The organism is Dyadobacter tibetensis Y620-1, assembly GCF_000566685.1.
In the GTDB taxonomy this organism is placed as follows: domain Bacteria; phylum Bacteroidota; class Bacteroidia; order Cytophagales; family Spirosomataceae; genus Dyadobacter; species Dyadobacter tibetensis.
This window is the reverse complement of record NZ_AZQN01000008.1, coordinates 147,930-166,562: the sequence shown is the minus strand read 5'-3', so window position 1 is coordinate 166,562 and position 18,633 is coordinate 147,930. Positions and strand designations below refer to the sequence as shown.

Here is an 18,633-nt window from a genome sequence, read left to right as displayed (position 1 = left end):
AAAATTAAGGGTATAAATTGCGACATTATTAAAATATTTTAATTAAAAATTGATAAACAGGAGGTCATGAGATATTTAGTATTGCTGACGTTAGGGGTGTTTTGGGCTCTTTCGGGTTATAGTCAGGTGAGTATCATACCGCAACCCAATCAGATGATCGTTGCCAAAGGTCATTATAATTTAAAGGCACAGGTGAAAATTTCCGCACCTCAGGATTCGGCCTGGCAGCATGTGTCTGAGCTACTATCCGGGCAGCTCAAAAAGGCCTCGGGACTGGAGGTGAAGTCCGTCTCCAGAAAAGGCGATATTGCTTTTAGCCTATCTGGAGATGCGGGTCTAGGCGAAGAGGGGTACCGCCTTTTGGTAACGCCCAAAGGAGTTAATATACAGGCACGCACAGCAAAAGGGGCTTTTTATGGAGTTCAGAGCCTTTTGCAACTACTTCCCGTAGAGATTTTCAGTGACAAGAAAGTGGGTGGGGTAAAATGGCAAATCCCACTGGTTAGCATTCAAGACGTGCCTCGCTTTAGTTACAGAGGACTAATGCTAGATGTTAGTCGCCATTTTATGCCAATAGATTTTGTTAAAAAATACATTGACCTAATAGCACTTCATAAGCAAAACCAGTTCCACTGGCATTTAACGGACGATCAGGGCTGGCGTATTGAAATCAAGCAATATCCTCGGCTGACAGAGGTAGGGTCGCAGCGTAAGCAGACAATGAAGGGGCACTATACCGACGGGCAATATGATGGAAAACCCTATGGAGGTTACTACACTCAGGAGGAGATTAAGGAAGTTATTCAATATGCTGCCGAACGATTTGTCAATGTTATTCCCGAAATAGAATTACCAGGACATGCTTTAGCCGCTCTGGCATCCTATCCGCATCTGGGCAATAATCCCGATCAGATTTATGAGGTAGGTACCAGATGGGGGGTATATGATGAAGTTTTCATGCCCCGTGAGGAGACTTTTACCTTTTGGGAAAATGTACTTACTGAGGTAATCAATCTTTTTCCGAGCAAATATATACATATAGGCGGAGATGAATGCCCTAAGGATCAATGGATGCATAGTCGTTTCGCACAAGAGCTTATCAAAAAAGAAAACTTGAAAGACGAGCATGGACTACAAAGTTACGTGATCACCCGCATCGATCAGTTTATTACCTCTAAAGGTCGTAGAATGATCGGCTGGGATGAGATTTTGGAAGGAGGGCTCTCGCCAAATGCTACCGTTATGAGTTGGAGAGGGGAAGAAGGGGGCATCACGGCGGCTCAACAGAACCATGACGTAATCATGACCCCGGGCAATTATGTTTACCTGGATCATTACCAGGCTGATGCCGCTACTCAGCCCGTAGCAATAGGGGGCTTTACCGACCTTGCCGAAACTTATTCCTATGATCCCACTCCGGCAGTGCTTACGGCCGATCAGGCCAAACATATTCTTGGGGTTCAAGGAAATGTCTGGACCGAATATATGAAAACCCCCGCCTATGTAGAATACATGGTCTGGCCCCGGGCTTCGGCTATTTCAGAGGTGGCCTGGACGCAAAAGGAAAAGAAAAATATTGAGGATTTTAAATCTCGCTGGGCTATACATCAAAAACGATTGGATCTATTGGAAGTCAATTACTTTGGTGCACCTTCTAATGGTCGCTTCGAATATGTATGGCCTGTAAAAAAAGCGGAGCCTAAAAAGTAAACTACCTATATCACAAGCCAAACATCCAGACTCCTCCTCCATTCTTTCTGATGGGCGGGGGAGTTTTTTTGTGTTTTTTATATAAATTATTATACGGTTAGAAATTTTAGCTGAAAGCTTTTAAATTTAGGTATACTTTACACATGCGACCATGAAAACGATTAATCTTTTATGCTCTATAGCCATCGTTCTACTGACCGCCTCTTGTACGGAGCAGAATGCTGAGCCACAAGAAGAAGCCCTCAGCCTGGAACAAATCCAACAGACTGTTCAATCAGCTTATTGGCATGTAGCAGGTATTACAAAAACGGAAAATGGTGTTACAACTCAGGTAACCCTAGATACCGCCTATGAGCGCTCCAGGGATCAGGTATTTTTCGAATTCCTGCCTAGCGGGCGAACACAATTTTATACGGGTGGTCCGTCAACTCTTCCTGACTACCCGGCCCCAGCAAAAATCTTTTCACTAATCTATCGTATTGCCAGGCCCGTCAATATTGAATATTATTGGGACGAAACAATGGCTACATATATCTTTAGATCGGTAGATGTGGGGGGATTTGAAATTATACCAATTGGCGAAAAGACGTATTTGGATAAAAGTACCATGGTGGTATATCAAACTCTGGCGGAGGTAAATGCGGCAAAGGCGTCTACTAGCATGCAGCTTGTGAGTATTTTCAAGGAAAATCAACCTGGTGAAATCAAATATACTTATACGCTCAAACGCCTTATGCATGTTCAATTTAATCCCAATGTTTCTCACCTTCGCGACATGGTGGAATACTAATATCCTATGCCAGAATAAAATAGCTGGTTAAGTGCAGAAAACGGCGCATTATATGTTTTGAATGAATTCGTATAGATTCACATCACGGCTCAGATTTAATTTTTTGCGTACCCTGTATCTGGTGGTATGTACACTTTCTGTGGATATACCCAAAAGCCTGGCCATGTCCTTACTGGAGAAGTTAAGTTTTATCAAGGCACATATCTTACGGTCTGAGTGGCTGAGATTGGGAAATTGCTCAGCAAGATTTTTGTAAAAGGATTCATTTACCGACGCAAACCGAGCCTCAAACTCTTCCCAGTTATTATAGGTACTCGTGTCAATGGTCTTCAGAAGCTTGTTGATTTCGTGGACATCAGGTTGTGCTTTCTGATGATGAAGTCTCTCTTTAAGGTCCGCCAAAACTTCTTCTTTTTCGATAATTCGAAGTGTAGAGGTTGTAAGTTCTTTGTTTTTTATCTCCAGAATTTCCTTCGCTTTCACTCGCTCTGATTCCTGTTGTTGTTTTAACCACTTTTTTTCGGCCTGGTGTTTTGAACGCAGATAGCGGTACAAAAGTAGCCCGGTTAGGAATAAAAATATAAGTGTTATAAACAGAATGATGGCTTTGAGATTTTCAATCTGTTTTTCTCCTTCCAGCTTTTCCAGGGCCTGGCGCTGCAGCATTCCTTGTTTTTTTTCTTTTTCTATCCGAAACTGATCTTTGATTTCCAGTAACTCTCGATTATTACTACTTCGGCTACCAAACTGTTGCTCGGTATAGTATTTCGATTGTTTTAGCATTTCATAAGCCTGCCCTTCATTCCCTTCCAGATGGTATATTTCTGAAAGATTTTCGTAAATGCCCGGTTTCCAGTCTACATGTCGCTGATAGCGATCTATCATTTTTAAGGCGGCGAGATAGTTAGACTTACTCAAAGGATAGTTGTGCAATGACTTATATATATCCCCTAAGAAGCTGTATAGTATCACTAGGTACGAGTCCTGTTTTTTTTCGAAGGTAGTTTTGCTTTTATTGAGAATGGCCAAGGCTGCTTCAGGTTTACTTTCCATAAAGAGGATATAGCCCTCTTCGGCGTCATGATAGGCATTTGGTACGGAAGGTGCCTCTCTTCGAAGTAAGCGACAGCTGTCTAGATATTGCCGGGCCACCTTCAAATGGTTCAGCTTACGATGTAGTGTAAGCAAGGAATAATAGTCTCGGATGAGTTGTGCCTTCTCTAGCTTTCCGGCTGCAACGGCAGCCTTGTTGATTTGCAGGGATCGGTTAAAGTACTCAATGGCTAGGTTCTCACGTAGATATAGGCTGTAAAGCCATCCGAGGCCGTGGTATATCAATGCTTTAGAGGCTGTATCCTGACTTCGGTCTGCTAGGAGTAAGGCTGCCCAGTACCCATCGTAAGCCTTGCCAAATTGCGCATTATTGGCGTAGATATCTGAAAGTATAACCATTTGAGAAATGGCTTTGCTGGTATCCTTATCATTCAGTGAACTAGCAATGCCTATAGTGAGGGAATGAATGGTACTGTCGATATTGGTGGTAGTTGAGAGGCTGTTCTTTCCCATAAAGGGAGTCAAGTCTACTTGATTCTGTCCGGAAGCCGTAATGCGAAAAATAAGGCAGGACAAGAAGATGAAAAGACATCGGACATATGAGGTATTGTATGATGCGGACATATCGGAATTAAACTGTAATGTAGTTCAGGAAGAACTGTGGGGCGGTGGAGCTCCAATTCTGGAAAATAATTGCAATAATAGTAGTTAAAATTAAACTACTCAACTCAGAGCCCTCCGAAAGTTTTAGTAATCATAGGCATATTTGGTGATTTTAGCGCTATAGGACAAGTAATTGATCCTATAGTGAGAAATTATCAGGAGCAAATAAATTGCTAGTATGCTACTGGATTTGCAAAAATACCCCCATGGAACTGACCAAACAAATCGTATTGAATTTTTCTAAGATTTTCTTCTCCTTCTTTCGTCAACTCGTCATTGGAATTTCAGAAGAGATTTAATACTACTTTTTGTATTTTTTTACCCAATAGAAGATTATTAGTATTATTATTATCAGGGAGAAAGAACGAGTATAAACTACGAAGCATGACCTTCCTCTTTTTATTCAAATATCATAATTTTCAGTATATTACTTTAGTGACTGAATTAGTTAACGACATATAGGATCCAAAAAAGGAGGATTGGTATCTGTCGCCCCGCAAAAAATTATCAACGTTTGGGTAGGACAAATCTGAACCTGCCCAGCAAGTTTGATTTTGGCTCCTATAATACCATCGAACTTCTTTATGACGGATTGGGCAATAAACTTTGTAAAACTGTAAAAACCGTTGGATTTATAACCTTAACACAGGATTATCTCAATGGCATAGCACTAAAATTGATAATACTGAGATTCTTGGCGAGACACACTATTCTAAGTGCTGATACAATTTTCATAATAAGCGTTTTTAAAAACAGCAAATCCAAGACCTTTACTATCCACATGTAGATGAAAGCACTCTTAATAATTATATCACTATTGCTTTGCCAAATGGCCATTGCACAAACCGATGAAGGTTTGCTCTTTATGAATGGGCAGAAGAATCCATTACCAGTCAGTATTTATATTGACTATAAACATGCAATGGTATTGTATCAAACGGATGGAGAAATAAGAAAGGCGATCCCTATCGATCTGGTAGATTCCATAAAACTGGGATCAGAAAAAACCTTTACCAAAAAGTTTATTAATCAAAATTCTGACCTCCTGGTGGAGCTCGTAAGAGGAAAAAATAGTTTATGGATCCAGGAAGATCGTTTTATGTTTTACATTGAGCAAAATGATACGTTGAGATTAATTAACCGAAAATACCTTACCCTGGCCCTGCCGGTAATATTCGGCTCTTCCCTAATGGAGGAATTCAAACTAAGGTATCGGACTGAACCATCGTATACTATTGGTTATTTTAAGAGTCTGGTAATGTTCAGTAATGAAAAATCAGGTTTGGTTCAGGTTGTCCCTCCAGAAAATCATAGCAGAATCAAGGGTCGTTTTATAATAGGTCCATACCTGTCTTTTGGTACGAACAGCATTGCTATTAAGCCAACAGAAACAGGTATAAAATCCGGATACTACCGAAGTCCACAGGGGGCTTATGGACTGATAGCAGGGTATAAGGGTAGGAAGGCCTTTGATTATGAAATACAGGTATATGTCAATTCCATGACTCATCACCATTTAAAAGATAGTATTCATCACGAACCGCCGGGAGAATACGGTGTTATTCAAACATCAAAACTCACGAGTTTTTCTTCAAAGCAAATTAATTTTGATGGTGTTATAAAGTATTCCTTCTTTTATAAAACAAGGAGGAAATTTAATCCTTTCGTATTTGCAGGCCCCAGTTTTATTTCAGTTTTAAGCAATAAATTATCTAGTTCTGTAAGGCTATATAATGTGACACTAAGGCGAGAATCTTATGGCGAATGGACTTTCGGAACCGATAAAAATGGTTTTATGGTTGGGTTACATGCGGGCCTAGGGTTTGATTATAATATAAACCAGAAGACGTCATTAGCAGTTTACGTTAAACATCAATCATTTATTTATCCGACTGTTGATGCTGCTCCACCGGTGAATTCACCCTACGGTATTCGATTTGATCTGTACGGCCGATCGACTTCTGCCGGTTTAACCATGGTATATAAGATGTAAAGACCATTTAGTCTATTAATTATACTCTTGATAATTTATAAAAAACAATAATGAAATGTAAAAAGTCTACTTAAAAAAGTTTCACATTTGTCTTGCGTTCAGTAGAAGCAAAAACAACATATTCCCAGGATACATCCGGAAATAGGTTCAAAAGATTATATTCATCAGCTCCCCTCCTTGTCATATTAATAAGCTTTACCGCTACCAAAGTAGGAACAACAGCATTATTGGATTGGCAGATATCCTCCTAAATTAATTCCGACCACTTCGATGTTGAGAGAATCCAGGACGGTTAATAGTGTAAGGTTCTCGGAAGTGTTGTGGCAATGGGAGACAAAGCTTCCAGCTATGCACTTTTAGACGCATCTTCGATGGATGACCGAACGCGGCCCGGAGAAAATCTGTTCCGCCTACAAATGATCGATCGGTCGGTGGCCGCATGGATCACACTTTTGCATACATTCGGATGCAAAGCCTGGATTTTTTGGCTCGCCAATCGTGTTCTTTCCCCATCTGGTTAAAGACTGGATAATAGTACAAGGAGTTACCTTAGGTAATTTGCAGATACTTAAAGTTTCCGGAAATGTGATTCAGCACTCAAGCCAGATTCCTGCAGAAGGAATATGGCTTGAGTGGCCTTTCTAACGGTATTTGCCAGAGTAAGAATTACTCATAAACAATAAAGATATTTGGAAAGCAGTAAATCGTCATACGAGGGAAGGCTACCTATGGCAATTAACTTACTTATTGATGCCCATATTTTCCAAATTGATTTTCGAACAGGTTATTATAAAATTTGTATCTGTAGGTTTATTAGATATTATTCTATGGCAGGAAAAATTACTAGTGAATTAAATCCTGATATTTCCAAAGCGAGCTTTTGGAATAAAACTCATAGAACAATTTCACATAGACTTCTTTCAGAAAAAAAAGTTTTACTCTTTCAGCTTATACCATTTTATATCGGTTAATGGAGCTCTTCGTGAAATGATGGTAGCCGGTGCGTAATACTTTTCCAGATAATCTAAGATTACAGGCTCAGCCTCCCCAAGCTCCCAAAGATTATGGTTGGTTTGCATCCATCTGATTTTCTCTATCCAACCCTGGCGAGTGAAGCGATGTTGTGCTATGAGGGTCGTGGCGTGGCAGTTGCTACACATAGCCTTCACCATATATAGGTTGGGATCTTCATACAGTCCACTTTCGGCGTCCTTCTTCAGGGTGTCGCTTAGCATTGACTGAGCTCGGCTGGGGGAGGTAAACTCGTTGGTGTTCCAGATGGATACGGCGAATATCCCCACTGCGATTGCAATCTGGATTGTCTTCATATTGGAATAAGTTTTTTTATCAAAATTGATCAGAGAGGATTTTCATACGGATCAATTTATTTGTTGCATAATTTATTCGGCCTTCATCGCAATGCGCTCGCAGGCGTTATTGATATATCCACCGGGGTTCCATGTAGGGATAACCATGGGCTGTGCCACATTCTTTTCGTCAGTAGCCCGCGCCCAGACTTCATAATATCCCTTTTGAGGTAGTTGTACGGTCGTTTTCCAGTGCTGCCATGCTAGGCGATTGGCTGGGGCCTCTAGCTCACATTCCTGCCAGGTAGCTCCAAAATCAATGGACACTTCCATCTTAGTCACTTTAAGGTCTCCCGCCCAAGCGTGGCCCCGCAAGTCAATTTTCGTTTCAGGCTTTACTATCGCTCCCGTCTTAGGATAGGTTATCAATGATTTTACAGGCATCGATTCAATGATTTTATAAAATTCATCGGTCTCTGGGATGCTCTCTCCTGGCACTACGGGATTGCGTGGAACCCGGTAGCTATGCCCAGTCATTTTTGCCCCATCGTGGACTTTATTCCGGATGGAGATACGCTCGAGCCACTTGCCCGAAGTGGAAGCTGGCCAACCCCCAACCACCAGTCTTAAGGGAAAACCATGAATGGCTGGAATGTCTTCCCCATTGAGCTTCCATGCAATTAGGGTTTCATCTTCCAATGCTTTGGCAATGGGAACTCCTCGCGAAATAGCTTCCTTGGCCGGGTCTTTACTCAGGTGAGCATCGGCACTATGGTAACCGATATAGACTGCATCTTCTTTAATACCCACGTCTTTGAGTACATCCTTCAAGCGGACGCCTGTCCATTCTGCACAGTGAACAGCTCCCTGATCCCATTGGTTTCCGGAGGTTTGGGGCTGGTAGCCGGAGCGTCCGTTGCCACCACATTCTAAAACGAGTTGATAAGTATATTGCTTAAAACGTTTTTTTAAGTCTGCCAAGGTATAGGATTTTGTAGCTCTTACAGATTCACCGTCAATAGTGAGTTTCCAGTTCTGTAAGTCTATTTTCTCCGGACTAAGACCATTATTACGGATAAACATATTTTTTGCGCTGGTCACCCGCTCATCTAAAAGATGGGGTAGCGATTCGACATTCCAAGGGCGCTCTCCGCGAATTATCAGTTCGGGGCTTTTGCCTGCCAGCGCGTTCTTTTCGTCGAAAATAACCGGTCGAAAACCTTCGGGTAAATGGTTAGCATAAACGATGTTCGTGCCGATAGCCGCAGTAAGTGCCGCTAAACCCGATTTCTTAATAAATCCGCGTCTGTTGATGGGTCCAGTCATGGGTTAAGTTTAGGAATTATAGTTTTTGCAATTTTTCTTGGCCAATTTACATATTCTGCTTTGCACTGGTATCCACTTCTGTCATTTCTTTTGTTAACAATTCTGAATAATACAAAAACCAAAGAGATCGGTTACATTGAAATGTTTGGCAACCGATCTTCTTTGGTTTTACAGTAAGGTAAGTCTGGCAATTACAAATTTATTCCCAACCCGGATTTTGCTTAATGGCTGGGTTTTGTGCCAGCGTGTTCAGGGGAATAGGCCATAAATAATGCTTAGTCTCGTCGAAAACCGGTACAGCCCAGTCAGTACCTTTGTAGACATCGATATAGGTTTTTCCGGAGACCGGATCGACAGAGGTGCCCATGGTGGTGGTTCCAAATCTCGCTTTGGCGGCATCATTCCACCGCATTCCCATGGTAGGCTGAACTAATTTCCTGCCTTGCTTCCAGCGCATCAGATCGGAATACCGTTGTCCTTCCATAAACATTTCGACTCTTCTTTCCCTACGTATTTCTGCAATTAAAGGCGAGACACCATCGGAGGTGTAACGGGGGTCTACAGCAATCTTTCCCAGTTCCATATGTGGCATACCCACGCGATCTCGTAATTTGTTTATGGATAAATCTAGGTCTGACTGCGTAATGGTTCCAAGTTCAGCTTTGGCTTCAGCATACACCAGAAGAGCTTCGGCAAAACGAAGGATAATAGCCGGCGATTCCGCTGTATTATAGGCTTTCCCGATCAGATCGTCAGCATTATAATGCTTGATGATATGATAGCCTGTAGTAGTTTTCATTCCGCCGCCTTCATTACCTTCTAGTTTAGGATAGGTCCGTCCGTCCGCACGGTCATATTTGTATTTTTGGGTATCGTCTGGATGAAGCACTGTCTGACGCAGACGGGGGTCTCTATTGACAAAAACATCTTCGATTTTATCATCGCCTTTATAAAGAGGGGAGAGGGTAATGGGTAGCCCGTCGGTGCAAAGGTAATCTTCCACCATACTTTTGGAAGCTCCACCAGAATAGCTGAAATAGGATTGAACATGATTGGTGAACACGCCTAGTTTGTATTTTCTCCATGCTATAACTTCAGGATTGCCCGTCACATCCAGTACTCTGTGAAATGCATTATAATCATTTTGGGGATCCCCTGTGCTGTAAAGTCGGTAGGGGCCATTATCAATTAGAGATTTACTGGCTTTGGCAGCTTCTTCCAGCCACATATTGGCATCGGAGCCCCCATGGTATTTTTGAAAGGTACCTTCAAATAGACATACCCTTGCTTTTACCAGCAGAGCTGCCCAGCGGTTGAGTCTTCCCGGAGCATTTCCATCTCCCCAGTCGGCGGGTAGCTTTTCCGTGGCAAAATTCAGGTCGGCCAACACCTTCGCCATGGCTTCCTTGCGTGGCGTGCGGGCGGCGAACAACTCTTCCGAATCGATGTTGAGTTCCCTCTCAACGAAGGGTACATCGCCAAATTTGGAAACTTTCTCAGCATAAAACCAACCTCTAAAAAGTCTGGCCTCCGCAATGTATTTATCTTTGACAGCCTGGCTAATACTCGCCCGATCGTAATTGTCAAGTCCTACGTTAATGGCTCTTACGAAGTTCCATCCCCGGTATCCGAACCATTCCGGATTGGATGGTACATTATGTTTGCCGGCCCGAACTTGTTGAAATCGAGTATGTCGGGGAGCACGCGGTGCCATGTTATCGGCAAATTCGTCCTGAAACCAGATGCTCGCATAATGGCTTGTAAATCCATCGTGATGTCCCATCAGGATAGGGACGTCCACATCGTTTCTGACAAGGTTATAAAGACTGTTATTATAAACCCGTAGATCATTTTCGGAATTCCAAAAGGTTTCGTTAGTTACCTGATCGAGCGGATAGCGCTCCAGAAATTCATCGTTACAAGCACCGGCTGTAGCCAGTAACATACAGCCGGTCATTAGCTTAGTGAATATATTTTTCATTTTACCTTGAATTTAATGTTGAAATGGGTAGAACTTCATCAAGGAGCCTCACCCTTGTCTCCTTGTCGAGGATGAGCAGGGATTCCAAGCCCCTGATGGAAAATTAAAGGGTCGGAGTTTAGTGTTATTCTAAAAAGACACATTAATCCCCAGGGTCCCAATTCTCTGCATGGGGTATTCAATCGTTGGTGTCTGTATGCTCTCCGGATCCAATGGTTTGCGGATTTTCGAGAATTCAAACAGGTTCATACCCGACACAAAGATCTGCGCTCTGCTCATGCCAATTCTACTCAAAAGGTTCTGGGGCAAGTCGTAATTCAGGGTAATATTTTTAGCCCTTATATAGCTTGCACTTTGGAGGAAGCGCGATTGAGTTTGCAAATTTTTCTTGTCGCTGGTCGAAATATGAGGCGCCGGGAAATAGGCGTCACGGTTGGTTTCAGACCAAGAATCTCGGATATAGTATTTCTCTACATGACCGGCGTTGAAGGGGTAAAACCAGTTCCAATTACCATTACTATGGGCATAGTCGGATTTGCCAATACCTTGAAAAAATGCCGTTAATCTAAAATTTTTGTAGCCTATGCTTGCATTGATTCCGAAGCTGTAGCGAGGGGTACTATTACCGATTATCTTACGGTCGCCGGGATCTTGCAGCGTATTGTCGCCAGGGCTAATTTTTCCATCACCATTCAAATCGGCATATTGTATGTCTCCTGCACGCCAATTATTACCCAGACGGGTTTGGTCTGGTGCATTGTCAACTTCATCCTGGGATTGAAAAATACCTACCGTTTCATAACCCCAGATTTCTCCTAGTTTTTGTCCTACATAATAAATTCCCTGGTTGGGGTTAGGCAGGGCGCCAGAGGGATTTTCAAATTTGGTTATCTCTGCCGTGGCATCCGATAGAGCCAGTGTCAGATCATAATTCCAGTCTGACTTTATTTTGTCACGCCAGGTTAGGGCCAATTCCCATCCTTTAGTCCGCAGGTCCGCAGCATTGGATTTTGGCGCATCCGTTCCCAGAATGTCCGGGAAGTTTACATTCATTAACATGTCTTTTGTGTCACGGGCATATAGATCGAAAGAGAGATCCAGGCGACTCTTCAACACGGTAATGTCCAACCCGATGTTCTGAGAAGTCACCGACTCCCAGGTTAGGGTAGGGCTTACTAAACCCGCTGCGGAAACGTAAGGGATAACGGAATTGGAAAACATATAAGGTGACTGACCGGTACCCATGGAAGCCACATAGGGATAGTAGTTATTGCCTAGAAGCTGGTTGCCCAGGGTACCATAAGAGGCCCTGATTTTTAAGTTGTCGAGCCATTGATTAGTGCCCGACATAAATTTCTCGTTGCTAAGCCTCCAACCAGCCGATACGGAAGGAAAAAAACCAAAGCGGCTCTCGGAGGGGAACCTCGAGGTTCCATCGTAGCGCCCATTGAATTCCAGGAGATAGCGATCGTTATAATTGTAAGTAACTCTGTAAAATGCTCCTCGTAAAGCGACATGCGACTTGCTGCCATCCGTACGCTGTACGCCAGTAGTAGCATTCAAATCGGTTACCTGTGGTGTAATCAGGGAACGCGCCTGGGCGTAGATGCTGCGGTTGGTGCCTCGTTCTTGATTGAACCCTACCATGGCCGTCAAATTATGTTTGCCCAGATTCTGAAATCTATACTCGGCAAATGCATTCAATACATAATATTGATTGTAGGTGTCCCTATTTTCGATCCAGTCGTCTCCACTAAAACCATTGCTGATTGGATTGGCCGCATTGAGGTCGGTGTCTACAATCTCCACCTTACTTTGTACATCCTGATAGATATTATTGAATAAATTATAGGAGAAGTTTCCTGTGATTTTTAACCCTTCGATCGGGGTAAGGGTTACTCCTTGAGTAAGCCATAAGTCGTTCCGGGTGAATGTTTCCCTGCCTCCATTCAGCAGATAAGGGAAGAAATTGGTGCCTCCAAAGTATTTGCCGATGTATTCAGCATATTGATCCCGGTCACCCGGCGCATTATAATAGGGCAGATCGGGAAACTGAACCGGCATAATTGGTTTCACCCGAGCCAAAGAGTTAATATTGACATCCCAATTATAAAAGTGCGGCTTGTCACTGTGTTGTGAATTGAAAATTACCTTTTCATCGAAACTAAGCCATTTATTTACCTTGAAATCCGCTTTCATCAAGACGTTATACCTCTTGAACTTCTCATTATTTTGTCTCAAATATCCATCCTTACTATAGCGACCCAGGGAGAAAAAAAACTTTGAATTTTCACCCCCACCAGAAATAGAGAGGTCTTGCTGATTGGTAGGTGCATAATCAGTCATGATGCTATTTTGGTAATTATTATAGCCATAATACTGCAAGGCCCCGTCTACCACGCCCCATTCATTTTCCGGTATGGGGTTTTCAGAGTATTTCTTTGTTGCTGCTACGAAGTCAGGACCATAGGCCGGATTCCCGAATGTGCGTTCATTAGCGGTATTCCAGGCCTGAACGAATTCATAAGGATCAGTTACAACGTCCATGTTGAATATGGGTTTGGCTAAGGATAGCTGAGTGCCGAAATTGACCCTTACTTTACCAGATTTTCCACTTTTAGTCGTTACCAATACCACTCCAAAGGCGGCCCTTGCACCATAAACGGCTGCGGCTGAGGCATCTTTCAGGACACTGATGCTCTCTATGTCGTTAGGATTGATTCGATTAATGTCCATCGGGACATTATCTACTAATATCAAAGGGCTACCTCCGTTAATAGATTCATACCCTCTGATATTAAAGGTCGTTGCCTGGGCGGGATCTCCGTTTCTAATCCCGACGTTCAAATTGGGAATAACCCCCTGAAGACCCTCTCCTGCATTAGCGATCGGACGGTTTTCGAGTCGCTTGGCATCCGCTACACCAACGGCTCCGGTAAGGTTAACCTTCTGTTGCGTTCCATAACCTACCACTACCACCTCACTCAAAACCTGGTCTTCCACCGTGAGATCAATCTTTATATTGCTTTGATTCCCTACTACTACTTCTTTGGACTGATATCCAACAAAGCTGAATATTAAGACCGTTTCATTATTGGGTACCTCCAGGTTAAATATACCTTTTGCGTTAGTTGTCGTACCCTGTGTTGTCCCTTTGATTACTACACTAACACCGGGCAAAGCTTCTCCATTGGCATCAGTAACTGTGCCCGTGACAGCTTTTTTTGGATTAGCAATGATGTTTTCTCTGGGAGCCGAATAGGTCAGTTCTGGTGTACCGACGAGTAGAGCACATGTAAGCAGTGGAATCAGTATTTGATTTAACCATCTGCACTTGGATTGGAGTAATGTTACCTTCATACGTAATGAGCTTTAAATGGTGATTAAAATCCTTGATTATCGACTTTTAGGGATTTGCTAAATGAGCAACAAAAACCGAAAAGAAGAACAAGGACCATCTTATTAGACGTCCGGGAAAGAGGTCAACCATTACATATTATATAATTTAATCTAGAAATTATTAAACTAAATTAATTTATAGGCGGGTCAGATATTAGAATTATTATATGAAAAATTTTCAAGTAAAGGCCTGGATTTTTATACATTTCTGAAGGGTGTGTTCGTACAAAAGCGAAGATAGCCTAGAAGGCTCCCAAACGGCATAATAGTCCGAAATACGAATTTTAGATTGCTCTGATGGCGATTCGGGAATGAGATGGGGATTTGTACTCCGCGGAGACATCTGGGGAATTATAGACTGTATGTCACCTAATTGTACTTTTTAAGTTACTACGATATACATATATATATTACAATTAAAAAAAAACGATAAATGAGCTAAATATTTTTAGTTTAAAAACGGAAAGGTGACCTACATGATGTAAGTCACCTCTTTTATATAGTTGTGTAGTTGGTGCAGATTAGGCGAGGAAGGGGCCAGCTATGGCCAGTACCGCCTCTTTGGTAAGCGGCTCATCGAATGCTTCGGTAATAGCTGCCTTAGACTTGCCAGCTAATCCGTTCAGATCTACTCCTCCCTGAGTCATATTTTCTTCTCCGGCATAAACGGCAGGGACTGCTCCTTCATTATTAGTAATCCATCCTTTCATAGCTGCATTTCCAGTAAGTGAGGCAACCAAGCGGCGAGCAACTGCCGCGTGACGGGCTTCTACCGAATGAACTTGGAGGGCGTATTCCAATATTTGGGGATCGGCAATCAGGGCACCTGCCTGACCCTTGTAAGCTCGCACTCCGGTGTCTTCAAGGGCACTGGAAACCGTTGCGAAAGTCTTATAATTGGTAAATACGTCGGCGAAAGCGCCCTTGTATTGAAAATCGAAATTGGGTTTTGCTATGGCCTTGGAGCCCAAAGCAGATTTCAGGAAAGCGACATGCGCCGTCTCATGTTTTCCAATTTGAGCAAATAGGGCCCGGTCCGAAGCAGGAATTAAGCCAGAAGCTGCGAGTCCGGCCTTGTAAAATTCGTCTTCGAGATACTCTAGTGTAAGTGCGTAGTTAAGAACGTCTACCGCTCCTGCTGATTGGGCAAAAGCCTTATTAACAACGCTGGCAAAGGCCATAGGAGCGGCCACTGTAGCCACTTTATTACCTAGTCGGCTCATAAATTGACGGCGCGAGGCATATTCCAGTCGCCCAGCTGCATCTCCGTCTACTTTTTGAAAGTCATCTATTAATTTGAAAATATCCATGAGTTCTTCTTTAAATTTTTTGAGATTATTTACCTACGTTATTGCCGCTAATTGGTGTTTTTACGTACCCTTTCACCGCAGCTAAGATATCGGAGGGGGCAACCGCCATATCGAAACCGTTATTGTCTACGATGTCGTCACCGGCAAAATCGGCCGATTTGGGGTTAAGCAGATCCCTTATTACTGCCGCATGGCGTGCCTCTACCGACACAATTTTTCCGGCAAGCAATAGGTAGTCGGCACTCTTGATTAATTTACCCGCACCATTATAGGCTTTAACGCCGGTGTCTTCGAAGAGCTTGGCCGCTCCAAGGACAGAATCCCTTTTACTAAAATCGATGGATGAAAAATTGACTTCCAAATCTTTAATAGCTCCATTACCCAAAGCTTTTTTGAAAAAATCGCGGTGAATGATCTCATGGTCTCTAATGTCAGTAAGTATGGTTTTCTCCATATCGCTCATTCCAGAATAAGGCGTAGCGATAAGTTGTGTGTAAAATGCTGCTTCCAACTGCTCTAGAGCATAGGCATAATTTAATACGCCTACATCGCCCGATCCTAAGTCGACGGTCATATCTCCTTCCATTACTGGATCGTCATCTTTACAGGCTCCCAGAATAAATGCACCCATTGCTGTAGCCACCCCCGCTGAGCGAAGGAAGAATCTTCTGTTGACAACGCTCAACATTTGAGGCTCGTCTTTTAATGATTTTTCGTGTGTCTCTGTCATCTTGTTCATAGCTCTAAAATTTTACTGATTTCTTCCGTCCATCGAAAGTGATCCTGTGAAAAACCTACGCCCATAAATTTTATTTAGATCATTCTTCCATTAAATAATATGTTTGCCCTACAGTATTCTTTGTAGTTATTTCTCTTTAAAATTATAGAATTAGCTGATTATCAGTGATATGATGAGAATTTCTGTCCAACGTTGATATTGAAATAAAAATTTCTAATGCTCGATTCCTGAACATGAAGGGAGGTGATTTAAAATCTGCTGGGTCAATATTCCACTTTTAGGAGATCTATACGAGCATACTTTTTTGAAAAAATATCTCCTTTAAGTGTGGAAGTGGTTACAAATGGCCAGTTTTTGGGACAAATTGTGGGTAAACGGTCCAATTACGTATGTTGCTTTTGAGTTACTAAATAATATAAACACTTGAATATCAGCAATATAAAATAATATTTATTTTTGGGTAAGGTTGTTTTTTCATAACAGGCATAAGTCAATTACACATACAGTTTTAAATTTAAATTCGACAGTTATGAAAAGGATAGCAATTTCAATGATGGCATTAGGAATGATAGGAATGTTTCAAATGCCCACCCAAGCAACTCCGGTAGCAACTGAAAAAGTAATTGTGGCCCAAGAAAAGGTGCCAGTGAAACCTGAGGATCTACCTGAGGCAGTCAAAACAACCTTGGGAAGTGATGAATATGCCGGCTGGGAGGTAACCGGAGCCAATATGGTAACTCAGGAAGATAAATCTCAATATTATGAGATTATGGTCAAGAAAGGTGACCAAACGGCGACTATTAATCTCGATGCCGAAGGAAAAGTTATTGAGTAAAGTTGAAAGCGTAATAATAAAGTAAATCATTAATGCCAAAAGGCCGGGAGTACCGGCTTTTTGGCATTTCTTTTGTAATTTTATCTTACTTTTATCTGTTTGCTTAATACATAGTTACTTAGAAATATATATGGCACAGCTGTTGCTACTTGAGGATGACTCAACTTTTTCCAAATTACTTTTTTCATTTCTTGGCAAACACGGCCATCAGGTGAAGGTTTGCACGAGTATACAGGAGGCTAGAGAGGCACTTTTTTCATTTAATGTTTCCGAAATTCCATATGAGGCGTTGATGCTGGATTACCGCTTACCCGATGGGAATTCGGTTGATTTTCTCAAGAGTTTGAGAAGTGAAGGGATCCGGATTCCAGCATTTATAATGACTAGTTTTCATGATGTACGCACGGCAGTCAACGCCATGCAAAATGGAGCCCTTGATTATATAACCAAGCCTGTAAATCCTGAGGAATTATTGATGGTATTGGGTGAGGCGCTGAGTAAGAGCGGAGCGAGTAGCGAGGTAGATAAGCCTTCGACACCCGTTTCAAAGGGTAAAAAGGTCGTTTCCGATAATATTGAGGGGCGAAGCGCCATTTCCCACCAGCTATATGAATATGTTCGCCTGGTGGCTCCTACCGATATGTCGGTAATTATTCAGGGAGAGAGTGGAACAGGGAAGGAACATGTTGCCAAAACCATTCACCAGCTTAGTAAGCGCAGCAAAGGACCCTTTGTAGCGATAGACTGTGGCTCGCTTTCCAAGGATCTTGCCGCTAGTGAACTGTTTGGACATAAAAAGGGGGCGTTTACTGGAGCTCTGCAGGACAAGATTGGCCAGTTTGAGGCAGCTGACGGGGGGACCTTATTTCTGGATGAGATAGGTAATCTTGGGTACGACGTTCAGGTGAAATTACTTAGAGCCCTCCAGGAGCGAGTGATCGTACCGGTAGGCAGCACCCAGCAGGTGAAAGTAGATGTTCGGTTAATTGCTGCAACCAATGAAGATTTGGTGGCCAATGCCGCCAAAGGAGAGTTCAGAGACGATTTATATCACCGATTAAATGAATTCAAAATTGAAGTTCCAGCTCTACGTGAGAGGGGAGAGGATTTAGAGATATTCGTTCAGCATTTTGTCGAAAAGGCCAATGTGGAATTGGAGAGAAATGTAAAAAGACTCTCCAAGGAAGTCATGGATGTATTTAAACGGTATGACTGGCCAGGAAATTTAAGGGAATTGAATAACGTAATCAAACGGCTGATCCTGTTATCAAAAGATGAAGAGGCCTCCTTGGCGGCCCTGCCCTCTGAAATGATAACCGCTTTAGAAGAAACCCCTCAGAAACCCACAGGGTCCAATCTGAAGGCTATACAGGAATCCCATGAAAAGGAGATGATCGAGCGGGTATTGCAGGAGGTCCGTTATAATAAAAGTAAAGCAGCCAAATTACTCAATATTGACCGAAAAACTCTTTACTACAAAATCGAAAAATATCAGATCGAATGAGTCTAGTCCACTGGTAGAAACCT

At 42.5% G+C, this 18,633-nt stretch carries 12 protein-coding genes; 5 read left to right on the top strand and 7 right to left on the bottom strand.

Annotated elements, in window-relative coordinates; genetic code table 11:
* Nucleotides 1-66 precede the first annotated feature (66 nt).
* Both X939_RS0118425 and X939_RS0118420 read left to right on the top strand, forming a co-directional pair.
* Nucleotides 67-1,710 (top strand): beta-N-acetylhexosaminidase, encoded by a 1,644-nt coding sequence (locus X939_RS0118425; protein ID WP_025764757.1) that lies wholly within the window; start codon nucleotides 67-69, stop codon nucleotides 1,708-1,710.
* 151 nt (nucleotides 1,711-1,861) lie between these two features.
* On the top strand, nucleotides 1,862-2,500 hold the full coding sequence (locus X939_RS0118420) for a hypothetical protein (RefSeq protein WP_025764756.1): 639 nt from the start codon (nucleotides 1,862-1,864) through the stop codon (nucleotides 2,498-2,500).
* A 48-nt stretch (nucleotides 2,501-2,548) separates the two neighbouring features.
* On the opposite strand, the gene X939_RS0118415 is transcribed toward X939_RS0118420, so the two are convergent.
* A complete protein-coding gene (locus X939_RS0118415) occupies nucleotides 2,549-4,177 on the bottom strand; it encodes a helix-turn-helix domain-containing protein (protein WP_131694778.1) in 1,629 nt (542 codons plus the stop codon).
* 826 nt (nucleotides 4,178-5,003) lie between these two features.
* Between X939_RS0118415 and X939_RS0118405 the strand changes: the two genes are divergently transcribed.
* Complete coding sequence (locus X939_RS0118405; protein WP_131694779.1) at nucleotides 5,004-6,209, top strand: hypothetical protein; 1,206 nt, start codon at nucleotides 5,004-5,006, stop codon at nucleotides 6,207-6,209.
* A gap of 935 nt (nucleotides 6,210-7,144) precedes the next feature.
* Here the strand turns inward: X939_RS0118405 and X939_RS0118390 are convergent.
* The 6 genes from X939_RS0118390 to X939_RS0118365 all read right to left on the bottom strand — a co-directional run bounded on the left by X939_RS0118390 (nucleotide 7,145) and on the right by X939_RS0118365 (nucleotide 16,271).
* Nucleotides 7,145-7,537, bottom strand: coding sequence for a hypothetical protein (locus X939_RS0118390; protein WP_025764751.1), 393 nt, complete (start codon nucleotides 7,535-7,537; stop codon nucleotides 7,145-7,147).
* Nucleotides 7,538-7,609: 72 nt separating this feature from the next.
* Nucleotides 7,610-8,842 (bottom strand): sulfite oxidase, encoded by a 1,233-nt coding sequence (locus X939_RS0118385; RefSeq protein ID WP_025764750.1) that lies wholly within the window; start codon nucleotides 8,840-8,842, stop codon nucleotides 7,610-7,612.
* A 199-nt stretch (nucleotides 8,843-9,041) separates the two neighbouring features.
* On the bottom strand, nucleotides 9,042-10,823 hold the full coding sequence (locus tag X939_RS0118380) for a RagB/SusD family nutrient uptake outer membrane protein (protein WP_025764749.1): 1,782 nt from the start codon (nucleotides 10,821-10,823) through the stop codon (nucleotides 9,042-9,044).
* A 129-nt stretch (nucleotides 10,824-10,952) separates the two neighbouring features.
* Nucleotides 10,953-14,183, bottom strand: a complete 3,231-nt coding sequence (locus tag X939_RS0118375; RefSeq protein WP_025764748.1) for a SusC/RagA family TonB-linked outer membrane protein — start codon at nucleotides 14,181-14,183, stop codon at nucleotides 10,953-10,955.
* 560 nt (nucleotides 14,184-14,743) lie between these two features.
* Nucleotides 14,744-15,532, bottom strand: coding sequence for a ferritin-like domain-containing protein (locus X939_RS0118370; RefSeq protein ID WP_025764747.1), 789 nt, complete (start codon nucleotides 15,530-15,532; stop codon nucleotides 14,744-14,746).
* Nucleotides 15,533-15,557: 25 nt separating this feature from the next.
* Nucleotides 15,558-16,271, bottom strand: coding sequence for a ferritin-like domain-containing protein (locus X939_RS0118365; protein ID WP_025764746.1), 714 nt, complete (start codon nucleotides 16,269-16,271; stop codon nucleotides 15,558-15,560).
* A 529-nt stretch (nucleotides 16,272-16,800) separates the two neighbouring features.
* Here X939_RS0118365 and X939_RS0118360 point away from each other — a divergent pair.
* Together X939_RS0118360 and X939_RS0118355 are read left to right on the top strand one after the other, a co-directional pair.
* Entirely contained in the window at nucleotides 16,801-17,106 is a 306-nt protein-coding gene (locus tag X939_RS0118360; protein WP_025764745.1) for a hypothetical protein, read from the top strand.
* A gap of 130 nt (nucleotides 17,107-17,236) precedes the next feature.
* On the top strand, nucleotides 17,237-18,610 hold the full coding sequence (locus tag X939_RS0118355; RefSeq protein WP_025764744.1) for a sigma-54-dependent transcriptional regulator: 1,374 nt from the start codon (nucleotides 17,237-17,239) through the stop codon (nucleotides 18,608-18,610).
* Nucleotides 18,611-18,633: the final 23 nt, after the last annotated feature.